We start from the raw sequence: 21619 nt of genomic DNA on the forward strand, positions 1-21619 counted from the left end.
CCCCGGGATATTTGAGCCAATGCGAAAGCGGGAACAGCCATGAGCACTGTGATCAAGGGCGGCACCATCGTCACGGCGGATCTGACTTACGAGGCCGACGTGCTGATCGAGGCGGGGCAGATCGTCGGGATCGGCCGCGGCCTGAAGGGCGACGAGGTGCTCGATGCCGCGGGCTGCTACGTCATGCCCGGCGGGATCGACCCGCACACGCATCTGGAAATGCCGTTCATGGGCACCTATTCGGCCGACGATTTCGACAGCGGCACCCGCGCGGCGCTGGCGGGCGGCACGACGATGGTGGTCGACTTCGCCCTGCCCGCCCCCGGCGAGGGCCTGCTCGACGCGCTGAAGATGTGGGACAACAAGGCCGCGCGCGCGCATTGCGACTACAGCTTCCACATGGCGGTGACCTGGTGGGGCGAGCAGGTCTTCGACGAGATGAAGGCCGTGACCGAGCGCGGCATCAACACCTTCAAGCATTTCATGGCCTACAAGGGCAGCCTGATGGTGAACGACGACGAGATGTTCGCCTCGTTCCGCCGCTGCGCCGAGCTGGGCGCGGTGCCGATGGTGCATGCCGAGAACGGCGACATCGTCGCCGAGATGTCGGCCCGGCTGCTGGCGGCGGGCAACACCGGCCCCGAGGGCCATGCCTATTCCCGCCCGAGCCAGGTCGAGGGCGAGGCCACCAACCGCGCGATCATGATCGCCGACATGGCGGGGGTGCCGCTTTATGTCGTGCACGTCAGCTGCGAGGAGAGCCACGAGGCGATCCGGCGCGCGCGCGCTTTGGGCCGCCGGGTCTGGGGCGAGCCGCTGGTGCAGCACCTGGTGCTGGACGAGAGCGAATATGCCCACAAGGACTGGGACCACGCCGCGCGCCGGGTGATGTCGCCGCCGTTCCGCAACAAGGCGCACCAGGACAGCCTCTGGGCCGGGCTTGCCAGCGGCTCGCTCAGCTGCGTCGCCACCGACCACTGCGCCTTCACCACCGCGCAGAAGCGCTATGGCGTCGGCGACTTCACCAGGATCCCGAACGGGACCGGCGGGCTCGAGGACCGGATGCCGGTGCTGTGGACGATGGGCGTGGGCACCGGGCGGCTGACGATGAACGAATTCGTCGCCGTCACCTCGACCAACATCGCCAAGATCCTGAACGTCTATCCGAAGAAGGGCGCGGTACTGGTCGGCGCCGATGCCGACCTGGTGGTCTGGGACCCGAAGGCCAGGAAGACGATCGCGGCCGCCAGCCAGCAGTCGGCGATCGACTACAACGTCTTCGAGGGGATCGAGGTCACCGGCCTGCCGCGCTTCACCCTGTCGCGCGGCCATGTCGCGGTGACCGAGGGCAGGATGGCCAGCCGCGAGGGCCACGGCAAGTTCGTCGCCCGCCCGCCGCGCGGTGCGGTCAGCCAGGCGCTGAGCGCCTGGAAGCAGGTCACCGCGCCGCGCCCCGTCGTGCGCGCGGGCATTCCCGCCAGCGGGGTCTGAGCGCGCGATGGCGCCGGCGGGATCAGGGCACCAGCGCCTCGAGCTCGGGCAGCAGCACGACGCTTTCCTGCTCGTGCGGGTCGGTGCGCGCGATCACCGCCACCGCGGGGTCGGGCCCGGGGTTCATCGGCAGGTGCGGCATGCCGGCGGGGATGTAGAGCAGCTCGCCCGCCGCGATCTCCATCCGGTGCTCGAGCCGCGGGCCCCAGTACATCACCGTCGCGCCCGAGACCGCGAAGATCGCGGTCTCGTGGCCGGCATGCAGATGCGCCTTCGCGCGCCCGCCGGGCGGGATCGTCAGCAGGTGCATGCAGATCGCCTGCGCCCCCATCCGCTCGCGCGAGATGCCCTCGAGATAGGTGAACCCCTGCTTGCCGTCGTAGCTGCCCGACGGACTGATCTTCTGACATGATGTCACGGCGCTTGCCTCCCCTATGCCGGTCCCTGCCCGCGATCCTGCGCCCAAGCGCGGCGGCTGGGAACGGAAAAGACCACGACAGGACGACGAGAGAATGACCAAGGTTGCGCTGATCACCGCCGGAGGCTCGGGCATGGGCGCGGCCTGTGCCCGCAGGCTCGCCGCCGACGGCTACCACGTGGGGGTGCTGTCGGCCTCGGGGCGCGGCGAGGCGCTGGGGGACGCGCTGGGCGGCTTCGGCGTCACCGGCTCGAACCTCGACCCCGAGGCGCTGGCGCGTCTGGTCGCCGGGGCACTGAACCGCTGGGGGCGGATCGACGCGCTGGTGAACTCGGCCGGGCACGGGCCGCGCGGGCCGGTGCTGGAGCTGTCGGACGACGACTGGCACCAGGGGATGGAGACCTACCTGATGAACGTGATCCGGCCCGTGCGGCTGGTGGTGCCGCAGATGGTGGCGCAGGGCGCGGGCGCGATCGTCAACATCTCGACCGCCTGGGCGTTCGAGCCGTCGGACATGTTCCCGACCTCGGGCGTGTTCCGCGCGGGACTTGCGGCCTTCACCAAGCTGGTCACCGATGCCTATGCGCCCAAGGGCGTGCGGATGAACAACGTGCTGCCCGGCTGGATCGACAGCCTGCCCGAGCGCGACGAGCGCCGCGCGCAGGTGCCGATGGGCCGCTATGGCCGCGCCGACGAGATCGCGGGCACGGTCGCCTTCCTGCTGTCGGCCGAGGGCGGCTATATCGCCGGGCAGAACCTGCGCGTCGATGGCGGGCTGATGAGGGCGGTGTGATGACGGCGGCATTCCTCGGCCTTTCGGCCTTCCCCGTCACCCCGGCCGATGCCGCGGGCCGGGTCGACACCGATGCGCTGGGCCGGCTGGTCGCGCGGGCGGCCGCGGCGGGCGTGCAGTCGCTGGGGGTGCTGGGCTCGACCGGCGCCTATGTCTACCTGCCCGTGCCCGAGCGCGCCCGCGCGCTCGCCGCGGCGGTCGAGGCGGCGGGCGGCGTGCCGGTGATCGCGGGCGTGGGCGCGCTGCGCCAGGACGAGGCGATCGCGAATGCCAGGGTGGCCGAGGCCGCGGGCGCCGCGGGCCTGCTGGTCGCGCCGGTCTCGTACCTGCCGCTGACCGAGGACGAGGTCGCGGGGCTGGTGGCGGCGGTCGCCGGCGCGACCGGGCTGCCGGTCTGCGTCTACAACAACCCGACGACCACGCATTTCACCGTGACCGAGGCGCTGCTGGCGCGGCTGGCGGCGATCCCGCGGGTCGCGGCGGTGAAGAACCCCGCCCCGGCCGACGGCGATGTCGCGGCGCAGATCGCCCGGCTGCGTCCCGCGGTGCCCGCCGGCTTCTCGCTGGGCTATTCCGGCGACATGACGATCGCGGCCGCGCTCGGCGCCGGGGCCGATGCTTGGTATTCGGTGCTGGCGGGGGCCTTCCCGGCGGTCGCGGCCGAGATGTGGGCGGCGCGGGGCGATGCCGGGCGGCTTGCCGCCATCGACGCCCGCCTCGCTCCGGTCTGGGAGGCGTTCCGCCGCCACACGAGCTTCCGCTGCGTGCACGCCGCGGTGGCGATGCTGGGCCTGGGGCGCGCGATCCCGCCGCTGCCGATCCGGCCGCTCGCGCCCGAAGCCGAGGCCGAGTTCCGCGACGCGCTCGCCGCCGCCGGGCTGGAGACCGCGCCATGAGCGCCCCGGTGATCGAGGCGCGACGGCTCGGCCTGACCTTCCACGCCGCCGACGGGCCGGTCCATGCGCTCAAGGATGTCGACCTGACGATCGGCCCGGGCGAGTTCGTCAGCTTCATCGGCCCCTCGGGCTGCGGCAAGACCACCTTCCTGCGCTGCGTCGCCGCGCTCGAGCAGCCGACCGAGGGCACGCTCAGCGTCAACGGCGTCCCGCCCGACGAGGCGCGGCGCCGGCGCGCCTATGGCTACGTGTTCCAGGCCGCGGGGCTGTACCCTTGGCGCACCATCGCCGGCAATGTCCGCCTGCCGCTGGAGATCATGGGCTTTCCCCGCGCCGAGCGGGCCGAGCGGGTGCGCAGGGTGCTCGAGCTGGTCGAGCTTCAGGGCTTCGCGTCGAAATTCCCCTGGCAGCTGTCGGGGGGCATGCAGCAGCGCGCCTCGATCGCGCGGGCGCTGGCCTTCGACGCCGAGATCCTGCTGATGGACGAGCCCTTCGGCGCGCTCGACGAGATCGTGCGCGACCGGCTGAACGAGGAGCTGCTGAAGCTTTGGGCGCGGACCGGCAAGACCATCGGCTTCGTCACCCATTCGATCCCCGAGGCGGTCTACCTGTCGACCAAGATCGTGGTGATGTCGCCGCGCCCGGGGCGGATCACCGACGTGATCGACAGCCCGCTGCCGCGCGAGCGGCCGCTCGAGATCCGCGACAGCCCGGAATTCATCGCGATCGCGCACCGCGTGCGCGAGGGCCTGAGGGCGGGGCACGGCGATGCGGTCTGATCAGCAAGGGGGCGCTGCCCCCTCGGACCTGCGGTCCTCACCCCCGGGATATTTGGACAAAGTCGAGGGGGCCGCGACGTGAGACACGTGCTGCCGGTGCTCGCGGTCGTGGCGGCGATCATCGTCGCCTGGTACGGGGCGGCGGCCTGGATGAACAGCCAGTGGACGCTGGACCAGGCGGCGCGCGAGGGGCGCGAGCTGACGATCGTCGACATCGTCAACGACACGATGGTGCAGGAGCGCCCGAAGCTGCCGGCGCCGCACCAGGTCGGGGCCGAGCTGTGGAAGACCGTCGTCGCGACGCGGCCGGGATCGAAGCGCAGCCTGCTGTGGCACGGCTGGGTGACGCTGTCGGCGACGGCGGCGGGGTTCGGCATCGGGACGGTGGCGGGGCTGCTGCTGGCGGTGGGGATCGTGCATTCGCGCGCGATGGACCTGTCGGTGATGCCTTGGGCGGTCGCGAGCCAGACGATCCCGGTGCTGGCGATCGCGCCGATGGTGATCGTGGTGCTGAACTCGGTGGGGGTTTCCGGGCTGCTGCCGAAGGCGGTGATCGCGGGCTGGCTGTCGTTCTTCCCCGTGGTCGTCGGCATGGTGAAGGGGCTGCGCGCGCCCGAGCCGATGCAGCTTGACCAGATGGCGACCTGGAACGCGAGCCGGGGGCAGCTGTTCTGGAAGCTGCGGCTGCCGGCCTCGATGCCGTGGCTTTTCGCCTCGCTGAAGGTGGCGGTGGCCGCGGCGCTGGTGGGCACGATCGTGGGCGAGCTGCCGGCGGGCGCGACCTCGGGGCTGGGGGCGCGGCTGCTGTCGGGCAGCTATTACGGGCAGACGGTGCAGATCTGGGCCGCGCTGGTCGCCGCCGCGGTGCTGGCGGCGGGGCTGGTGGCGCTGGTGGCGGCGACCGAGCGGCTGGTGCTGGGACGGATGGGGATGCGGCGATGAGCTGGCTTCTGGCCGCGGCGGTCGTCTGGGCGGGCTGCACCTGGGCCGCGCTGCGCATCGCGCGCGGCCCGCTGTCGCGCCGGCGCGCCGGGCAGGTGGCGGTGGCGGCGCTGTTCGGGGCCACGGTGCTGGTGCTGTGGGAAGGGGTCGTGCGCGGGCTGGCGGTCAGCCCGGTGATCCTGCCGCCGCCCAGCGCGATCGCGGCCACCTTCGCCGGCGCGCTGCCGGTGCTGTGGGGCGACTTCGTGCAGACGATCCTGAAGGGCGCGCTCTCGGGCTGGGCGATCGGCTGCGGCGCCGCGGTGGCGACCGCGATCGCCATCGACCGCTCGGACTTCCTCAAGCGCGGGCTGCTGCCCGTCGGCAGCTTCATGGCCGCGCTGCCGATCGTCGGCGTGGCGCCGATCCTGGTGATGTGGTTCGGCTTCGACTGGCAGTCGAAGGCCGCCGTCGTCGTGGTCATGGTCTATTTCCCGGTGCTGGTGAATGCCGTCGCAGGGCTGGGCCAGACCGACAGGCTCGCGTGCGACCAGATGGCGACCTGGGGCGCGAGCTGGGCGCAGGGCCTGTGGAAGCTGCGCCTTCCGGCCGCGCTGCCCTTCATCTTCAACGGGCTCAAGATCGCCTCGACGCTGGCGCTGATCGGCGCGATCGTGGCCGAGTTCTTCGGCTCGCCCACCCGCGGCATGGGGTTCCGGATCTCGACCGAGGTCGGGCGGCTCGCGCTCGACATGGTCTGGGCCGAGATCTGGGTCGCGGCGCTGGCGGGCTCGGGATTTTACGGGGCGCTCGCGCTGATAGAGCGTGCGCTCACCTTCTGGCATCCCGCGCAGAGGGCGCGGGGCTGAGGCAAACCGGCGCCGACCGGAGGCACATCCGGCGGCCCATCCAACGGAGAGGACCACGGACATGAAGATGCTTGTACCCGCCGCGCTCGCGGCGCTGATCGCGGGCCCGGCGCTGGCCGACGAGGCGGTGACGCTGCAGCTGAAATGGGTCACCCAGGCCCAGTTCGCCGGCTACTACGTCGCCGAGGACCAGGGCTTCTACGACGAGGAGGGGCTCGACGTCACCATCAAGCCGGGCGGTCCCGACATCGGGCCGAGCCAGGTGCTTGCCGGCGGCGGTGCCGACGTGATCATCGACTGGATGCCCTCGGCGCTCGCCGCGCGCGAGAAGGGGCTGGCGCTCGTCAACATCGCCCAGCCCTTCAAGTCCTCCGGCATGATGCTGACCTGCCTGAAGGAGACCGGCATCACCTCGCCCGAGGACTTCAAGGGCAAGACGCTGGGCGTGTGGTTCTTCGGCAACGAATACCCGTTCCTCAGCTGGATGGGCACGCTCGGCATCCCGACCGACGGCGGGCCCGAGGGGGTCGAGGTCCTCAAGCAGGGCTTCAACGTCGACCCGCTGCTGCAAAAGCAGGCCGCCTGCATCTCGACCATGACCTACAACGAATACTGGCAGGTGATCGACGCCGGCATCAGCCCCGACGACCTCGTGACCTTCAAGTACGAGGACGAGGGCGTGGCCACGCTCGAGGACGGGCTCTACGTGATGGAGGACAAGCTCGCCGATCCCGCCTTCAAGGAGAAGATGGTCAAGTTCGTCCGCGCCTCGATGAAGGGCTGGAAATGGGCCGAGGAGCATCCCGACGACGCGGCGATGATCGTCCTGGACAACGACGAGACCGGCGCCCAGACCGAAGAGCACCAGAAGCGGATGATGGCCGAGGTGGCGAAGCTGACCGCAGGCTCGGACGGCGCGCTGGACCCGGCCGATTACGAGCGCACGGTGAAGATCCTGCTGGCCGGCGGCTCGGACCCCGTGATCTCGAAGGAACCCGAGGGCGCCTACACGCTCGAGATCACCGACGAAGCGCTGAAGTGACCGCGACGCGGCGCGACGCGGCCGCGACGTGAAAACGGGGGGGGCGGTCCGGCCGGGCCGCCCCCTTTGCCGTCGCGCCCCCTTTCCGTCGCGCCCGCCCGCAGCCCCCCGCGTGTCGCGCCCCCTTGCCGCCCCCCGGCCGACCTGCGATCCTGCGCCGATGACGCCGGGCCTGCGCCTTCACCTGTCCCTGTTCCTCCGCCGGCTGGTCGCCGCCGCGGCACTGGCCGGTTTCGCGCTGGCCGCCCCGGCCGCGCCGCGCCCGGCCGAGGCGGGCCCGGCCAAGCTCGCCCGGCCCGAGATCGCCGCCCTCGCCGCCCCGGCGCGGGTCATGGCCGCCGTCGCCAAGGCCGAGCCCGACGGCGCCCGTCCGCCGGCGCTGCTGCCGGGCAGCGCGGCGCCCGTTCCGCCCCGCGCCCTCGCGCGCCGGGTCGCGGCCGCCCCCGCGGCGCCGCCGGCCCGCCCGGTGCCGCAGACCGGCGCCGCCAGCGCCCGGGCACCGCCCCGCCTGTCCTGACCCGATCCTTGGCGCCCGGCACTCCCGCCGGCGCCGGTTCCCGTCACGGAGAGACACCATGAGCTTCCATCCCGCCGCGCTGACCGGGCTCTTGCCGCTTGTCGGCGCCGCAAGCCTGATGCTGCGCGCCGCCGCGCGCCGCAAGGAACGACGTGCCGCGCCGGGCGGCAACCTCGCGCGCATGATCCAGATGCCGAAAGAGCCCGCGCCGCCGCCGCCACCGCGGGGGCAGACCCCGCCGGCCGCGGCCCGGCCCTGCCCCGACTGCGGCAACGACCTCGACCCCGGCGAAGCGCGCTGCCTGCCCTGCCGCCGCGCCGGCGCGCGCCCCGACGCGCGCAGCCGGCGCGAGACGCTGCTGCACTGGGCGGTCTTCGCCGCCGGCCTCGCGGTGATCGGCGCGCTGGGCTGGATGCTGGGCTGACCGCGCCGGCCCGCCACGCCCTGGGTCAGCCGTCGTACTGCGGCTCGGGCGTGGCAAGGCCGTTGGCGGCCAGCGCGCTGCGCGCCGAGATCGCGGCGATCTCCTCGCGGGTGCGCGGCAGCGCGTGCGGCATCTCCTTCTGGATGTACGAGATCAGCTTCTCGCGCATCTCGCAGCGCAGGTCGAAGGTCTGCGCCGCGTTGCGCGCCGAGGCCAGCACCCGCACCTCCATCGTGCGCTCCTTGAAATCGGTGACCTGCAGCGCATAGACCTTGCCGTTCCACAGCCGCGACGACTTCGCGATCTCCAGCCCCTTGTCGCGGATCTTCTCGACCGGCGCCGAGTGGTCGAGATACAGCATCACCATCCCGATCAGCTCCGAGCTGTCGCGGGTCCAGTTCTGGAACGGCTGCTCGATGAAATAGCTCAGCGGAATGATCAGCCGGCGCCAGTCCCAGACCTTGACCACCACGTAGGTCGAGGTGATCTCCTCGACATTGCCCCACTCGCCCTCGACGATCAGCGCGTCGTCGATGCGGATCGGCTGGGTGATCGCCAGCTGGATGCCCGCGAACAGGTTCTTCAGCACCGGCTGCAGCGCCAGGCCGACGACGAGGCCCGCGGCACCGGCCGAGGCCAGCAGCGACACGCCGTACTGCCGCACCGGCTCGAAGGTCATCAGCACCGCGGCGATGGTGATCAGCACGATCAGGATGTGGGCGACCCGCATCAGGATCTTCGACTGGGTGATGTGCTTGCGCGCCAGCCAGTTGTCCTCGCTGTCGAGCGAGAAGCGCCGCAGGTGGATCGTGGTCCAGATGTAGAGCGCCGTCTGGCAGATCCAGGCAATGCAGACGATGAAGCCGATGCCGACCAGCCGCTGGATGATCGCCTCGGGCCGCTCGGCCAGCGGCGCGAGCGCGGTGGTGGCGAAGCCGAGCGCCATCAGCACGAACATCATCCGGAACGGCATCACCCCGCGCTGCACGAGCGACCGCCAGAACAGGTCGCGCCCGGCGACGGCGCGGGTCAGGATCCGGTTCAGGATCCGCCAGATCACGACGCCGGCGAGCGCCGCGGCGACTAGGATCAGGATCGACGCCGCCCAGTCCGGCATCCAGCCGGTCAGCCGGGTGGCCACCTGCTGCACCTCTTCGGTCAGAATCTCGTCCAGCGGCTGGTCCATGCATGCTCCGTGTCCTCGCCCCTGCCGGGCCATCGCCCCTAGGATAGGGCATCGCCAGCGGCTGTCACCCGGGGCGCCCGCTAAAAATGCCGCGATGCGGCGCGGCGTCGCCCAGACCCGCGGACCCCCACCCGGGTCCGTCACAGATCTCCCGCCCGATGCCCACGGCGCCGCGCCCGCAGCGCGCGCCCGTCGCCGCCCCCGGCGCTCGACCCCGGCGCTCGACCCGCATGCTCGCCCCCGGACCTTGGCCTCGGCCATCGCCCCAGCTCTACGGCACCGCTTCTCCGCCCCTGTCCTCGACTTTGCCCAAATATCCCGGGGGGCCCCGCAGGGGCGGGGGCAGCGCCCCCTCTGCGGCGGCCCGCCCGCGCGGCCGGTTGCCCCGCAGCGCCTTCGCTGCCAGACTGCCTGTCCAGACTGCCGCCCAAGATCCGCCCGTCGCCCCCGCGATCCCCGAGGACCCCGAGACCCCATGCCCCGCGCCGCCCTCACCGGCACCCGCATCCGCGAACGCCGCGCGCAGCTGGGGCTGAAACAGGCCGAGCTTGCGCGCAGCGTCGAGGTGTCGCCCGCGCTTTTGAACCTGATCGAGCACAATCGCCGCCGGGTGTCCGAGCCCTTGCTGATCCGGCTCGCGGCGGCGTTGCAGACCGAGCCCGCGATCCTCGCCGAGGGGGCCGAAAGCCGGCTTTACGACGCGCTGCGGCTTGCCGCGGCGGCCGAGCGCCCGGACCCTGCCGGCACCGCGCCGCCGCCGCCCGAGCTGGACCGGATCGAGGAATTCACCGGCCGCTACCCCGGCTGGGCGGCGCTGCTGGCCGAACGGCAGGAACGCGTCGGCGCGCTCGAGCGGCTGGCCGATGCGCTGGGCGAGCGGCTGGCGCATGACCCGCGGCTGTCGGCAAGCCTGCATGACGTGCTCTCGGCGGTGACCTCGGTGCGCTCGACCGCCGCGATCCTGGCCGAGACCGAGGACATCGACCCCGACTGGCGCGCCCGCTTCCATGCCAACCTGCACGACGACGGCGAGCGCCTCGCCCATGCCGCCGAGGCGCTGGTGGCCTATCTCGACGCCGGCAGCGACGAGGCGACCGAGCTGCGCTCGCCGCAGGAGGAGCTGGAGGCCTGGATCGCCCGCCACGACGGCCGACCCGAAGCCGCGGACGGCGGGGACGGCGGGAAGCAGGACGGCGAAGGCAATGACGGCGGGGGCGATGCCGAGACCCGGATCCGCACCGCGCCCGAGCTGACGAGCCCCGAGGCGCGCGCGCTGGCCCGCGGCTGGCTTGCCCGGGCCGAGGCCGAGGCGCTGGCCCTGCCCGAGCCCGCCTTCCGCCGGGCGCTGGCCGAGATCGGACCCGATCCCGGGCGCCTTGCCGCGCGGTTCGGCGCGGCGCCGCTCGCGGTGTTCCGCCGGCTCGCGGCGCTGGCCGATCCCGCGCCGGGGCTGGTGCTGTGCGACGGCTCGGGCACGCCGACGCTGCGCCGCCCGGTCGAGGGCTTCACCCTGCCCCGCTTCGGCGCGGCCTGTCCGCTCTGGCCGCTCTACCTCGCGCTGATCCGGCCGGGGCAGCCCCTGCGCGCCACGGTCGAGATGGCCGGCCGGATGCCCGCGCGCTTTCTGGCCTATGCCCTGTGCGAGACGCGCTGGCCCGAGGGCTTCGACGGCCCGCCGGTGGTCGAGGCGGGGATGCTGCTGTTCCCGCTCGACGGTCCGGCCGAGCCCGGCGACCTCGGCGTCGGCTCGACTTGCCGGGTCTGCCCGCGCGAGGCCTGCGCCGCGCGCCGCGAGCCGTCGCTGCTGACCGGCTGACCCGGGCGGCTGACCCGGGCGGCTGATCCGAGAAACGGGGCGCGCACGACGGCCCGTGGCCGCCGTCCCCCGCCGTTCCGCGCCCCACCCGCCGCCCGCGCCCGGGACCCAGGCGACACCCCGGCCGCCCGCGGCAGACGCAGGCCGGGTGCCGGCGTCGGGGCGGGACGGTCACCGCAGAAGGGCAGTCGCGGGACGGCGGTCGCGGGCGACCTTGCGCCGGCGGGGCGGCTTTGGCAGGAAGGCGGCATGGCCAAAGCCCCCTCGACGACCTTCACCTGCACCGCCTGCGGCGCGATCCACAAGAAATGGAACGGCCGCTGCGACGCCTGCGGCGCCTGGAACTCGATCGTCGAGGAGGCGCCGCTGTCCTCGGGCGGCGCCAAGGCGCTGACCGGCAAGGGCCGCACCGTGCCGCTCACCGATCTTGCCACCGAGGAGGCGCCGCCGCCGCGCAAGATGTCGCGGATCGAGGAATTCGACCGGGTGCTGGGCGGCGGGCTGGTCGAGGCCTCGGCGATCCTCGTCGGCGGCGACCCGGGCATCGGCAAGTCGACGCTGCTCTTGCAGGCCACCGCCGCCTTCGCCCGCGCGGGCCTCAAATGCGTCTACATCTCGGGCGAGGAGGCCTCGGCCCAGGTGCGGATGCGCGCGCAGCGGCTGGGGCTTGGCGACGCGCCGGTGCAGCTGGGCGCCGAGACGGCGCTGCGCGACATCCTGACCACGCTCGACGCCGAGCGCCCCGACCTTGCGATCATCGATTCGATCCAGACCATGTGGGCCGACACCGTCGAGGCCGCCCCCGGCTCGGTCAGCCAGGTCCGCGCGGCCGCGCACGAGCTTGTGACCTTCGCCAAGCGCCGCGGCGTCGCGATCATCATCGTGGGCCACGTCACCAAGGAAGGCCAGATCGCGGGCCCGCGCGTGGTCGAGCACATGGTCGACACCGTCCTCTACTTCGAGGGCGAGCGCGGCCACCAGTTCCGCATCCTGCGCGCGGTCAAGAACCGCTTCGGCCCCGCCGACGAGATCGGCGTCTTCGAGATGACCGGCGCGGGCCTGGCCGAGGTCACAAACCCCTCGGCGCTGTTCCTGTCCGAGCGCGGCACGCCGCAGCCCGGCTCGGCGGTCTTCGCCGGGATCGAGGGCACGCGGCCGGTGCTGACCGAGATCCAGGCGCTGATCGCGCCCTCGACGCTGGCCTCGCCGCGCCGGACGGTGGTGGGGCTCGACTCGGGGCGGGTGTCGACGATCCTGGCCGTGCTCGAGGCGCGCTGCGCGATCCCCTTCGCCGGGCTCGACGTGTTCCTCAACGTCGCGGGCGGGCTTCGGGTGAGCGAGCCGGCGGCGGATCTGGCGATCGCCGCGGCGCTGCTGTCTGCGCGCGAGGACATCGCCGTGCCGCCCGAGATGGTGATTTTCGGCGAGATCAGCCTGTCGGGGGCGCTGCGCCCGGTCGGGCAGGCGGAAAACAGGTTGAAAGAAGCCCGGAAACTTGGTTTTTCACAGGCGATCGTGCCGGAGGGAACCAAGACCGGCGCGGAAGAGGGCATGAAGATCGGCCGCTACGCCGATCTGGCATCCTTCACAGGAGAGATCTTCGGCGCGGGCTGACGCCCCGCCGACCGGACGGGCCCGGACGGCCCGGGACCAAGATGCCCCCGGACACGAGGGGTTCCCGGGACGGCCAGCCCCCCGGTCGAAGGAGCGAAGGCACGCATGGAAGGCTTCACCATCATCGACGCCGTGGTGGCGGTCGTGATTCTGCTGTCGGCGATCCTCGCCTACAGCCGCGGACTGGTGCGCGAGATCATGGCGATCGCGGGCTGGGTCGCGGCGGCGGTTCTCGCGTTCCTGTTCGCCCGCCAGGCCGAACCGCTGGTCCGCCAGATCCCGGTCCTGAACGATTTTCTCGCCGACAGCTGCGAGCTGTCGATCATCGCGGCCTTCGCGGCGGTCTTCGCGCTGGCGCTGGTCGTGGTGTCGATCTTCACGCCGCTGTTCTCCTCGGCGGTGCAGCGCTCGGCGATCGGCGGCATCGACCAGGCGCTCGGCTTCCTGTTCGGCGTGGCGCGCGGCGTGCTTCTGGTGGCGGTGGCCTTCGTGGTCTACGACCGGGTGATCGTGAACGCCGACGTGCCGATGGTGGAAAACTCGCGCTCGGCGCAGGTCTTCGCCTCGTTCCAGTCCAACCTCGACGAACAGATGCCGCAGGACGCGCCGGGCTGGATCGTCGCGCGCTACGAGCAGCTGGTGGGGTCGTGCGGCGCGCCGGTGGAATCGGTGCAGCCGATCGCGCCGGGCACCAACGGCTGACAGGCCCGCCCCAGAGACGACAGGATGCCCGGGCCGCATGGCGCCGGGCATTTTCTTCGCCTGCCGCCCCCCGCGGCCCGGGCGAAGCGCCGCCCGGCCGCGGCGGCAGGCCGGCCCCGGCAGGCCCCCCCGCGCGCCCCGGACACTGGCAGGCGGGTAGGCGCGGCGGGCGGCATGAAAAAGCCGGCCCCGCGCGGGGCCGGCTTGATCGGGATCGCAGGTCCGAAAGGAACAGGGCCGCGAGAAACAGGGCCGGGCGAAACAGGGCTGGGCGGACCAGTGCCGGGGGGCGGGCGCGTCAGCCGCCCGCGGCGGCATCGGCCATCGGCGGCAGGTCGAACCCGGCCTCGGCCAGCGCCGGGCGGATCTGCTGGTCGATCACCCGCCGGGTGATCGGGCCGGCGAAGCGCAGCAGCACCTTGCCCTTGCCATCGACGACGAAGGTCTCGGGCACGCCGTAAAGGCCCCAGTCCAGCGACATCCGCCCCGAGGGGTCGGCACCGATCGCGCGATAGGGGTTGCCCATCTCGGCCAGGAAGCCGGTGGCATTGGCGAAGCCGTTGGCATCGTCCTTGTAGTTGATGCCGTAGATCGGCACCCCCATCGCCGACAGCGCCTCCAGCTGCGGATGCTCGACCCGGCAGGGCGCGCACCAGCTGGCCCAGAAGTTCACCAGCTTGGCCTCGCCGTCGCGCAGCGTGGCATCGGTGAAGGGCTCGCCCTGCCCCGGCAGCGCGACCAGCGACACCTCGGGCACCTCACGGCCCTTGAAGGCGGTGGGCAGCTGGCCGGGGTCGTCGCGGTTCATGCCCCACAGGAACAGCCCCGCGAGACCGGCGAACAGCACCGGCGGCACCACCGCGAGAACAGGTATCCTAGCCATGCCGCCCCATCCTCGCCTCCTGCGCCCTGAGCGCGCGCTTCACCCGGGCGGCGCGCCACGCGACCGCCAGCACCAGCACCGCGATCAGCGCCAGCGACGCGCCATAGGCGCCCAGCACCGTGACCGCGTATTTGCCCAGATCCGGCATCATGCCATCCTTTCGCGCGCTTCCAGCGCCTTCAGGCGGCGCAGGCGGATCTCGGTCCGGGTGCCCACCAGCACCAGCACCAGAAACAGCAGCACGAACCCCGCAAGGCACAGCAGCAGCGGGTACCAGAACACGTTCGACACGTGCTCGGCCTTGTCCATCGACAGCGAGGCGCCCTGGTGCAGCCCCTGGTTCCAGAAGTTCACCGCGTAGCGGCTGAGGAAGGCGAAGACCGAGCCGACGAGGCACAGCACCGAGGTCAGGTCGGCCGCGGTGTCGGGGCTTTCGACCGCCTCCCACAGGGCGATGTAGCCAAGGTAGAACAGGAACAGGATCAGGAACGAGGTCAGCCGCGGGTCCCAGGCCCACCAGGTGCCCCACATCGGCTGGCCCCAGATCGCCCCGGTCGCCAGCGCGATCATCGTCATCACCATTCCCACCGGCGCCGCGGCCTTGGCCGCCAGCGCCGAGACGTGGTGGCGCCGGATGATCCAGATCAGCGAGGCGACCAGCATCATCGCCCAGGCGTTGATCGCGATCATCGCCGAGGGCACGTGGATGTAGATGATCTTGACCGTCGAGCCCTGCCGGTAGTCGTCGGGGGTGAAGAAGAAGCCCCAGATGACGCCGGTCACCAGCGTGACGGCGGCAAGACCCGCGATCCAGGGCAGGACCCGGCCCGAGGTCTGCATGAACAGCTTCGGATTTGCATAGTCCCAGAGTGACATGCGACCTGTTTCTCTCCTTCGCCCTGCCGTGTTGAACAGCATGGGCCTGTTTAGCGCAAGTTGACGCGCAGCGCAGCGGCTGCGGCGAAGGGCAGCAGGGCGAAGGCGCCCACGCTGATCGCCGCCAGCAGCAGCAGCGCGGTCTCGACCGCCCGGCCATCGGCGCCGCGGATCACCACCTCGGCCCCGAAGATGAGGCTGGGGATATAGAGCGGCAGCACGATGAGCGAAAGCAGAAGTCCGCCCCGTTTCAGCCCGACCGTCAGCGCCGCGCCGAAGGCCCCGATCGCCGACAGCGCGGGCGTGCCCACCGCGAGCGAGGCCACCAGCCAGCCATAGGCCGGCCCCGGCAGCTGCAGCAGCACCCCCAGCACCGGCGCCGCCACCACCAGCGGCAGCCCCGTCGTCAGCCAGTGCGCCACCGCCTTCAGCGCCACCGCCGCCTCGAGCGGCACCGGCGCCGTCGCCAGAAGGTCGAGCGTGCCGTCCTCGTAGTCCAGCGCGAAGATCCGGTCGAGCGACAGCAGGCAGGCCAGCAGCGCCCCCACCCACAGGATGCCGGGCGCGATGCGGGCCAGCGTGCCGCCCTCGGGGCCGACGCCGAAGGGCACGAGCACCGTCACGATCAGGAAGAAGGCGAGCCCCAGCCCGAACCCGCCGCCGGCACGGGTGGCAAGCCTGAGGTCGCGCACCAGCAGCGCGATCATCCGAAGGCCCCGTCGAAGCTGTCGTCGAAACCGCCGGCCAGCCCGCCCTCGGCCGGGCTGCGGGCCTTGAACGCCGCCACCTCCAGCACCTCGGCCTGCAGGCCAAGGTCGATGTGGGTCGCCAGCAGCGCCGCGCCGCCCGCGGCCAGATGCGCCCGTACCACCGCGCCGAAAAGGGCCACCGACGCGGTGTCGAGCGAGACGGTGGGTTCGTCGAGCAGCCAGATCGGCCGCCCGGTGACCAGCAGCCGCGCCAGCCCCAGCCGCCGCTTCTGCCCCGCCGACAGCGATCCCGCCCGCCGCCGGGCCAGGCTTTCGAGGTTCATCGCCGACAGGGCATCGCCGATCCCCTCGGGGCGGCCATGGATCGCGGCCCAGAACGCGAGGTTCTCGGTCACGCTCAGCACCGCCTTGATCCCGTCGGCATGGGCGGCATAGGCGATCGCCTCGGGCGGGGCCGAGATCCGCCCCGCCAGTGGCGGCTGCAACCCGGCGATGGTGCGCAGAAGCGTGGTCTTGCCGGCGCCGTTCGGGCCGCGCAGCACCAGCGCCTGCCCCGGCCCGACGCGGAAGCTCACGCCTTCCAGCAGCGCGATGCCGCCGCGGTCGACCGCCAGCCCCTCGACCTCGAGCCCGCCATCAGGCCCGCCGTGAGGCCCGCCGTGAGGCCCGTCCTCCGGCGCCCGCGTGGCGGCCCGCCCCATGCTCAGGCCGCCGGCAACAGGGCGGCCGCGACGCGGCGCCCTTCCGAGACGAGCACGTTGTAGGTCCGCGCCGCGGCGGCCGAACCCATCGGCTCGATCCCGAGGCCCGCGGCCTCGAGCGCCTCGCGCAAAGCCTTGGGCAGATAGGCCATCTCGGGCCCGGTGCCGATCAGCAGCACGTCGACCTGCCCCGCCAGCGACAGCAGCGTCGCGGCATCGCCGTAGCCGCCCCAGCCGCGCGCGCCCTCGGCGCCCACCAGCACCGGCCCCGCGATCACCTCGCCGCCCACGCGCCAGAAGCCGGGGCCATAGCCCTCGATCGCGACGGCGCCGTTGAAGCTTGCCTCGGATATCCGCATTGCCGATCCTTTCCCGGGGACCCGCGGCTCAGTCCGCCTTGGTGGCGAACTGGGTGCCCGCCGGCCCCTCGTCCTTGGTCTTGGTCCAGTCGCGCTTGACGCCCAGCCACAGCACCACGTTCTTGGCGACGTAGACCGAGGAATAGGTGCCGATGACGATGCCGAAGGTCATCGCGAAGACGAAGCCCCGGATCACGTCGCCACCGAATACCAGAAGCGCCACCAGCGCGATCAGCGTGGTGCCCGAGGTCATCACCGTCCGGCTCAACGTCTCGTTGACCGACAGGTTCATCAGCTCGCGCAGCGGCGTGGTCTTGAACTTGATCAGGTTCTCGCGCAGCCGGTCGAAGACGACCACGGTGTCGTTGATCGAATAGCCCACGATCGTCAGCAGCGCCGCGATGATCGACAGGTCGAACCGCAGCTGGAACAGCGAGAACACCCCGATCGTGATCAGCACGTCGTGGACCAGCGACACCACCGCCCCGATCGCGAACTGCCATTCGAACCGCAGCCAGACATAGACCGCGATCGCCGCGGTCGCGGCCAGCACCGCCAGCACCGCCTGCTGGATCAGCTCGCCCGAAACCTTGGGCCCGACCGATTCGACCGAGGGGAAGGTGATCGAGCCGTCGACGCCCTTCAGCGCCTGCTCGACCGCGTCGATCGTCGCGGGGGTGACGCTCTCGGCCTCGCCCTGCGCGCCGATGCGGATCATCGCCACGTGCTGGTCGGCGCGGAAGTTCGGGTCGAACACCTCGGTGATGATCACGTCGCCCTCGACCACGCCGGACACGGCCTGGCGATAGGCGCCGACATCGACGGCCTCGGTCGACTCGGTGCGGATCGTGGTGCCGCCCTGGAAGTCGATGCCGAAGTTCAGCCCCATCACCAGCACGCAGACGACCGAGGCCACGGCCAGCAGCGTCGAGACGCCGAAGGTGACGACCTGGGCCTTGAAGAAGTCGATGTTCGTCTCTTCGGGGACGAGCTTCAGACGGAATGCCATGATCTTGGTCCCCTCAGACGGTGATGGTTTTCGGCCGGCGGCGTTCCATCCACATCACGATCAGCAGGCGCGTGACGAAGATGGCCGAGAAGACCGAGGTGACAAGCCCGATCACCAGCGTGACCGCAAAGCCCCTGACCGGCCCCGAGCCGAGGAAGAACAGGATCAGGCCGGTGATGAAGGTGGTGATGTTGCCGTCGATGATCGCCGACAGCGCCCGCTCGAAGCCGAGGTCGATCGACCGGGCCGGGCCGCGGCCGCGCTTCAGCTCTTCGCGGATGCGCTCGAAGATCAGCACGTTGGCGTCGACCGCCATGCCCATCGTCAGCACGAGGCCGGCGATCCCCGGCAGCGTCAGCGTCGCGCCCATCATCGACATCGCGCCCAGGATCATCGCCATGTTCACGATCAGCGCGAAGGTGGCGAAGACGCCGAACAGGCCATAGCTAGCCACCATCATGAACACGACCGCGACCATGCCGACGATCGCGGCGATGCGGCCGGCGTTGATCGAATCCTGCCCCAGCTCGGGGCCGATGGTGCGTTCCTCCAGGAAGGTCAGCTTGGCCGGCAGCGCGCCCGCGCGCAGCAGCACCGCAAGCTCGGTCGAGCTTTCGACGGTGAAGCTGCCGGTGATGATGCCCGAGCCGCCGGCGATGTGGCTCTGGATCTGCGGGGCCGAGATCACCTCGTCATCCAGCACGATGGCGAACAGCTGGCCGATGTTGGCGGCGGTGTAGTCGCCGAACTTGCGCGCCCCGCCCGGGTTGAAGGTGAAGCTGACCGCCGGGCGGCCGTTCTGGTCGAACGACGGCTGGGCGTTGGTCAGTTCCTCGCCGGTGACGACGGGCGCCTGCTCCAGCACGTAGTAGACGCCGGGCTCGTTGGCGGCGGGCGCGAGCATGTTGCCCGAGCCGGGGGGTTCGTTCGGGTTGTCGGTGCGGCGGACCACCGGCTGGAAGTTCAGCTGGGCGGTGGTGCCGATCAGGCTTTTCAGCTCTTCGGCCGAGCCGATGCCGGGCACCTGGATCAGGATGCGGTCGTCGCCCTCGCGCTGGATCGTCGGCTCGCGGGTGCCGACCTCGTCGATCCGGCGGCGCACGATCTCCAGCGACTGCTGCATCGTGCGGTCGTCGGTCGCGGTGCGCTCGGCCTCGGACAGGCGCACGGTCACGGTGTCGCCCGCGCCGGTGACCTCGAGGTCGTTCTGGCCGACCCCGGTCATCGACACGACGGGCGAGGCAAGGCCGCGCACGACCTCGACCGCGCGCTGCAGGCCCGCGGGCTGCGAGATCTGCACCTTCAGCTCGTCGGGCGCCGAGGGGGCGCGGCGGATGGTGCCGACCTCGTCGCGCGCGTCGCGCAGCCGGTCGCGGACCTCGGGCCAGAGCGCGGTCATCCGCGTCTCGTAGACCTCGGCGAGGTTGACCTCGGCCAGAAGGTGCGCCCCGCCACGCAGGTCGAGCCCGAGGTTCACCAGCCCCGAGGGGATCCAGTTCGGCCAGGCGGCGAGGGCCGCCTCGCTCTCGGGCGTCTGCACGCCGGATTTCTCGACGGCGGCAACGGCATCATTATGCCCCTCCACCCTTGCGTAAAAGGCGTTCGGCAGCGCGGTCAGGAAGCCGGCGATGACCACCAGCCAGATCAGGACGCGCTTCCACGAGGCAATCTGCAGCATTCTCGGGCTCAGGCTCGGGCCCCCGGGCGGTGCCCGGCGGCGACGGAAGGGGGCGGCGGGACCGGGCTGCCGCGGCGGGCGGCCCGGAGCGTCGTCACGTTACTTGGTGGCGGCCGGCTTGTTGGCGGCCTGCGCGGGCTCGGTCTTGGACAGCACCTGGGCGATCGAGCCCTTGACCACGCGCACCTTCACGCCGTCGGCGATCTCGACCTCGACCTCGGTGCCGTCGTCCTTGACCTTGGCGACCTTGCCGATCACGCCGCCCTGGGTGACGACCATGTCGCCCCGGCGCAGCGCCTCGACCATGTTGCGATGCTCCTTGGCCTTCTTCTGCTGCGGACGGATCAGCAGGAAGTACATGATCGCGAAGATCAGGATCAGGGGCACGAACTGGGCGAAGGCGGCGGTGCCGCCCGCGGCGCCACCGGCAGCTTGGGCGAAGGCGGGAGTTGCGAACATTTGTCGTCCTTTTGCGGTCGGGTGTCCCTCGGGTTCCGGCGTCCTTGCGGGGCCGAAAGTCGGCGCGGACCCTAGCCGCGCCCCCCCCGAATGGCAAGCGCGGGCGGCGCGCCCGGCTTGGCAGTTCCCGCGCGGTCACGCATTGTTCAAGCGCGACCCGCGCCGCGCGCCGGTCCGGGCCGGGATTTCGGGCGCCGCCCCGGGGCAGGATGCGGGCCCGGATGCAGGCCCGGATGCGGGCGGGGAAGCGGGTCGGCAAACGGCCGGGACGACGGGCACCGCAGAAGGGGGAGCCGCAGGATGACGCGCAGGACCGATCCGGACGGGGCCCGCGGCCCGCGCCCCGCCGCCGCCCTCGGCAGGTCATGGTGTCCATGGCCGCCCCGATCGATCGCCTGCCCGGCGCGCGGGGCGGACGGGCAACGCTCTCCCGCCGCCGACCGGCACCGCATCGTGGCGGCTGGACCCCTGGCCGGGCACGACCGCGCCGGCCCGATGCCCGGAAAGGATCCGGCCGGCCGCGGCCACGCGCGGCCGAACCGGCGGGGCCGGCGGGGCGCGGTGCCCGCGGCGCTTCCGGCCTGGGTGCTCGCGCTGGGGCTGGCGGTGATGCTCGCCGGCGCCGCCCGTGCGCAGGACCCGCGCGAGGACCCCGAGCGCTTCCAGGCCGCGCAGCCGGTGCCGCCGGGCGGGATGGCGCGCTGGCCCGCCGTCGGCCGGCTCGCCCGCACGCTCGCACCCGATCCGGACGAGATGATCTGCACCGCGACCCTCGTCGCGCCCGACCTCGTGATCACCGCCGGCCACTGCCTGCCCCGCAGCGGCAGCCCGAGCGTGGCCCGGCGGCGGCTGTTCGCGGCCGGCTACCAGGACGGCGCGGCCGCGGCCGTCAGCGCCGGGCGCTACGTGGTGCAGTCGACCCTGGCCAGCGATCCGGTCACCGGGCTCGCGCTTCTGCGGCTGGCCACGCCGCTGCCGGCGGACACGGTCGCGCCGATGCCGCTCGCCGCGCCGCCCGAGGGGATCACGCCCTTCACCATCATCGCCTATCGCAACAGCGACCGGGCGCGGCCGGTGGCGTTGCCGGGCTGCCCCGGCCGGATCACCGGGCCGACGACGGTGCAGGTCGACTGCCCGGTGGTGTCGGGCAATTCCGGCGCGCCGCTTCTGGTCGAAACCGCCGCCGGCCCCGCGCTCGTCGCCGTGATCACCGCCCACACCCGCGGCGGCCCCCGCCGCCAGGCGCTCGCGACGCGCATTCCCGGCGACCTGCTGCGCCTGATCGCCGAGGATCGCGCCGCCGCGCTGCCCCCACCCTGAAAGCCGCCCCTCCCTGAGACCCCAAGCCCTGGGATGGGCACGGCCTGAGACCGGCCGCGCCCCGGACCACCCCCCGCGCTGCCGGCCTCCGCCTTCCGGCGGTCTTGCACCAGGCCCGGGCGGGGCGGCATGATCGCCGCAAGGAGGATCGCCATG

At 72.3% G+C, this 21619-nt stretch carries 24 protein-coding genes; 13 read left to right on the forward strand and 11 right to left on the reverse strand.

What is annotated here, in order from left to right:
* Nucleotides 1–39: 39 nt before the first annotated feature.
* Nucleotides 40–1491 (forward strand): dihydropyrimidinase, encoded by a 1452-nt coding sequence (hydA, locus tag V8J39_RS05385; RefSeq protein WP_336459814.1) that lies wholly within the window; start codon nt 40–42, stop codon nt 1489–1491.
* A gap of 22 nt (nt 1492–1513) precedes the next feature.
* Here hydA and V8J39_RS05390 read toward each other — a convergent pair whose 3' ends face one another.
* Entirely contained in the window at nt 1514–1909 is a 396-nt protein-coding gene (locus V8J39_RS05390) for a cupin domain-containing protein (RefSeq protein WP_336459815.1), read from the reverse strand.
* Nucleotides 1910–2003: 94 nt separating this feature from the next.
* Here V8J39_RS05390 and V8J39_RS05395 point away from each other — a divergent pair, with 94 nt between their 5' ends.
* The 8 genes from V8J39_RS05395 to V8J39_RS05430 all read left to right on the forward strand — a co-directional run bounded on the left by V8J39_RS05395 (nt 2004) and on the right by V8J39_RS05430 (nt 8150).
* Complete coding sequence (locus V8J39_RS05395; protein WP_336459816.1) at nt 2004–2702, forward strand: SDR family oxidoreductase; 699 nt, start codon at nt 2004–2006, stop codon at nt 2700–2702.
* The gene (locus V8J39_RS05400; RefSeq protein ID WP_336459817.1) at nt 2702–3598 is read left to right on the forward strand and encodes a dihydrodipicolinate synthase family protein; all 897 of its coding nucleotides are present in this window, start codon (nt 2702–2704) and stop codon (nt 3596–3598) included. Before V8J39_RS05395 ends, V8J39_RS05400 begins: the two co-directional genes overlap by 1 nt.
* Nucleotides 3595–4377, forward strand: coding sequence for an ABC transporter ATP-binding protein (locus V8J39_RS05405; RefSeq protein ID WP_336459818.1), 783 nt, complete (start codon nt 3595–3597; stop codon nt 4375–4377). The genes V8J39_RS05400 and V8J39_RS05405 overlap by 4 nt, the downstream gene beginning before the upstream one ends.
* Nucleotides 4378–4455: 78 nt before the next feature.
* A complete protein-coding gene (locus tag V8J39_RS05410) occupies nt 4456–5319 on the forward strand; it encodes an ABC transporter permease (RefSeq protein WP_336459819.1) in 864 nt (287 codons plus the stop codon).
* A complete protein-coding gene (locus tag V8J39_RS05415) occupies nt 5316–6167 on the forward strand; it encodes an ABC transporter permease (RefSeq protein ID WP_336459820.1) in 852 nt (283 codons plus the stop codon). Before V8J39_RS05410 ends, V8J39_RS05415 begins: the two co-directional genes overlap by 4 nt.
* A gap of 61 nt (nt 6168–6228) precedes the next feature.
* Entirely contained in the window at nt 6229–7209 is a 981-nt protein-coding gene (locus V8J39_RS05420) for an ABC transporter substrate-binding protein (protein ID WP_336459821.1), read from the forward strand.
* Between the two features lie 160 nt (nt 7210–7369).
* Nucleotides 7370–7726, forward strand: a complete 357-nt coding sequence (locus V8J39_RS05425) for a hypothetical protein (protein WP_336459822.1) — start codon at nt 7370–7372, stop codon at nt 7724–7726.
* A 58-nt stretch (nt 7727–7784) separates the two neighbouring features.
* On the forward strand, nt 7785–8150 hold the full coding sequence (locus V8J39_RS05430; RefSeq protein WP_336459823.1) for a hypothetical protein: 366 nt from the start codon (nt 7785–7787) through the stop codon (nt 8148–8150).
* 25 nt (nt 8151–8175) lie between these two features.
* Here V8J39_RS05430 and V8J39_RS05435 read toward each other — a convergent pair whose 3' ends face one another.
* Nucleotides 8176–9336 carry a mechanosensitive ion channel family protein gene (locus tag V8J39_RS05435; protein ID WP_336459824.1) on the reverse strand — a complete coding sequence of 387 codons (1161 nt, stop codon included), beginning with the start codon at nt 9334–9336 and terminating at the stop codon, nt 8176–8178.
* Between the two features lie 475 nt (nt 9337–9811).
* Here V8J39_RS05435 and V8J39_RS05440 point away from each other — a divergent pair, with 475 nt between their 5' ends.
* The 3 genes from V8J39_RS05440 to V8J39_RS05450 all read left to right on the forward strand — a co-directional run bounded on the left by V8J39_RS05440 (nt 9812) and on the right by V8J39_RS05450 (nt 13468).
* Entirely contained in the window at nt 9812–11152 is a 1341-nt protein-coding gene (locus V8J39_RS05440) for a helix-turn-helix domain-containing protein (protein WP_336459825.1), read from the forward strand.
* 249 nt (nt 11153–11401) lie between these two features.
* Nucleotides 11402–12766 (forward strand): DNA repair protein RadA, encoded by a 1365-nt coding sequence (gene radA, locus V8J39_RS05445; protein ID WP_336459826.1) that lies wholly within the window; start codon nt 11402–11404, stop codon nt 12764–12766.
* A gap of 105 nt (nt 12767–12871) precedes the next feature.
* Nucleotides 12872–13468 (forward strand): CvpA family protein, encoded by a 597-nt coding sequence (locus V8J39_RS05450; protein WP_336459827.1) that lies wholly within the window; start codon nt 12872–12874, stop codon nt 13466–13468.
* A gap of 298 nt (nt 13469–13766) precedes the next feature.
* On the opposite strand, the gene V8J39_RS05455 is transcribed toward V8J39_RS05450, so the two are convergent.
* From V8J39_RS05455 to yajC, 9 genes are all read right to left on the reverse strand, one after another.
* Complete coding sequence (locus tag V8J39_RS05455; RefSeq protein ID WP_336459828.1) at nt 13767–14351, reverse strand: DsbE family thiol:disulfide interchange protein; 585 nt, start codon at nt 14349–14351, stop codon at nt 13767–13769.
* Entirely contained in the window at nt 14344–14502 is a 159-nt protein-coding gene (ccmD, locus tag V8J39_RS05460; protein ID WP_336459829.1) for a heme exporter protein CcmD, read from the reverse strand. Before ccmD ends, V8J39_RS05455 begins: the two co-directional genes overlap by 8 nt.
* Complete coding sequence (locus tag V8J39_RS05465) at nt 14499–15227, reverse strand: heme ABC transporter permease (protein WP_336459830.1); 729 nt, start codon at nt 15225–15227, stop codon at nt 14499–14501. The genes ccmD and V8J39_RS05465 overlap by 4 nt, the downstream gene beginning before the upstream one ends.
* A 50-nt stretch (nt 15228–15277) precedes the next feature.
* On the reverse strand, nt 15278–15934 hold the full coding sequence (gene ccmB, locus V8J39_RS05470) for a heme exporter protein CcmB (protein ID WP_336459831.1): 657 nt from the start codon (nt 15932–15934) through the stop codon (nt 15278–15280).
* Nucleotides 15931–16638, reverse strand: coding sequence for a heme ABC exporter ATP-binding protein CcmA (gene ccmA / locus V8J39_RS05475; RefSeq protein WP_336459832.1), 708 nt, complete (start codon nt 16636–16638; stop codon nt 15931–15933). The genes ccmB and ccmA overlap by 4 nt, the downstream gene beginning before the upstream one ends.
* A 2-nt stretch (nt 16639–16640) precedes the next feature.
* Nucleotides 16641–16997 carry an Mth938-like domain-containing protein gene (locus V8J39_RS05480; protein WP_336459833.1) on the reverse strand — a complete coding sequence of 119 codons (357 nt, stop codon included), beginning with the start codon at nt 16995–16997 and terminating at the stop codon, nt 16641–16643.
* A gap of 28 nt (nt 16998–17025) precedes the next feature.
* Nucleotides 17026–18006 carry a protein translocase subunit SecF gene (secF, locus tag V8J39_RS05485; protein ID WP_336459834.1) on the reverse strand — a complete coding sequence of 327 codons (981 nt, stop codon included), beginning with the start codon at nt 18004–18006 and terminating at the stop codon, nt 17026–17028.
* Nucleotides 18007–18019: 13 nt separating this feature from the next.
* On the reverse strand, nt 18020–19684 hold the full coding sequence (gene secD / locus V8J39_RS05490; protein WP_336459835.1) for a protein translocase subunit SecD: 1665 nt from the start codon (nt 19682–19684) through the stop codon (nt 18020–18022).
* Between the two features lie 99 nt (nt 19685–19783).
* A complete protein-coding gene (gene yajC, locus V8J39_RS05495; protein WP_336459836.1) occupies nt 19784–20143 on the reverse strand; it encodes a preprotein translocase subunit YajC in 360 nt (119 codons plus the stop codon).
* Nucleotides 20144–20704: 561 nt separating this feature from the next.
* On the opposite strand from yajC, the gene V8J39_RS05500 reads away from it, so the two are divergent.
* Complete coding sequence (locus V8J39_RS05500; protein ID WP_336459837.1) at nt 20705–21463, forward strand: trypsin-like serine peptidase; 759 nt, start codon at nt 20705–20707, stop codon at nt 21461–21463.
* Nucleotides 21464–21619: the final 156 nt, after the last annotated feature.

This window comes from Frigidibacter sp. MR17.24 (assembly GCF_037095655.1).
Classification (GTDB): Bacteria; Pseudomonadota; Alphaproteobacteria; order Rhodobacterales; family Rhodobacteraceae; genus Frigidibacter.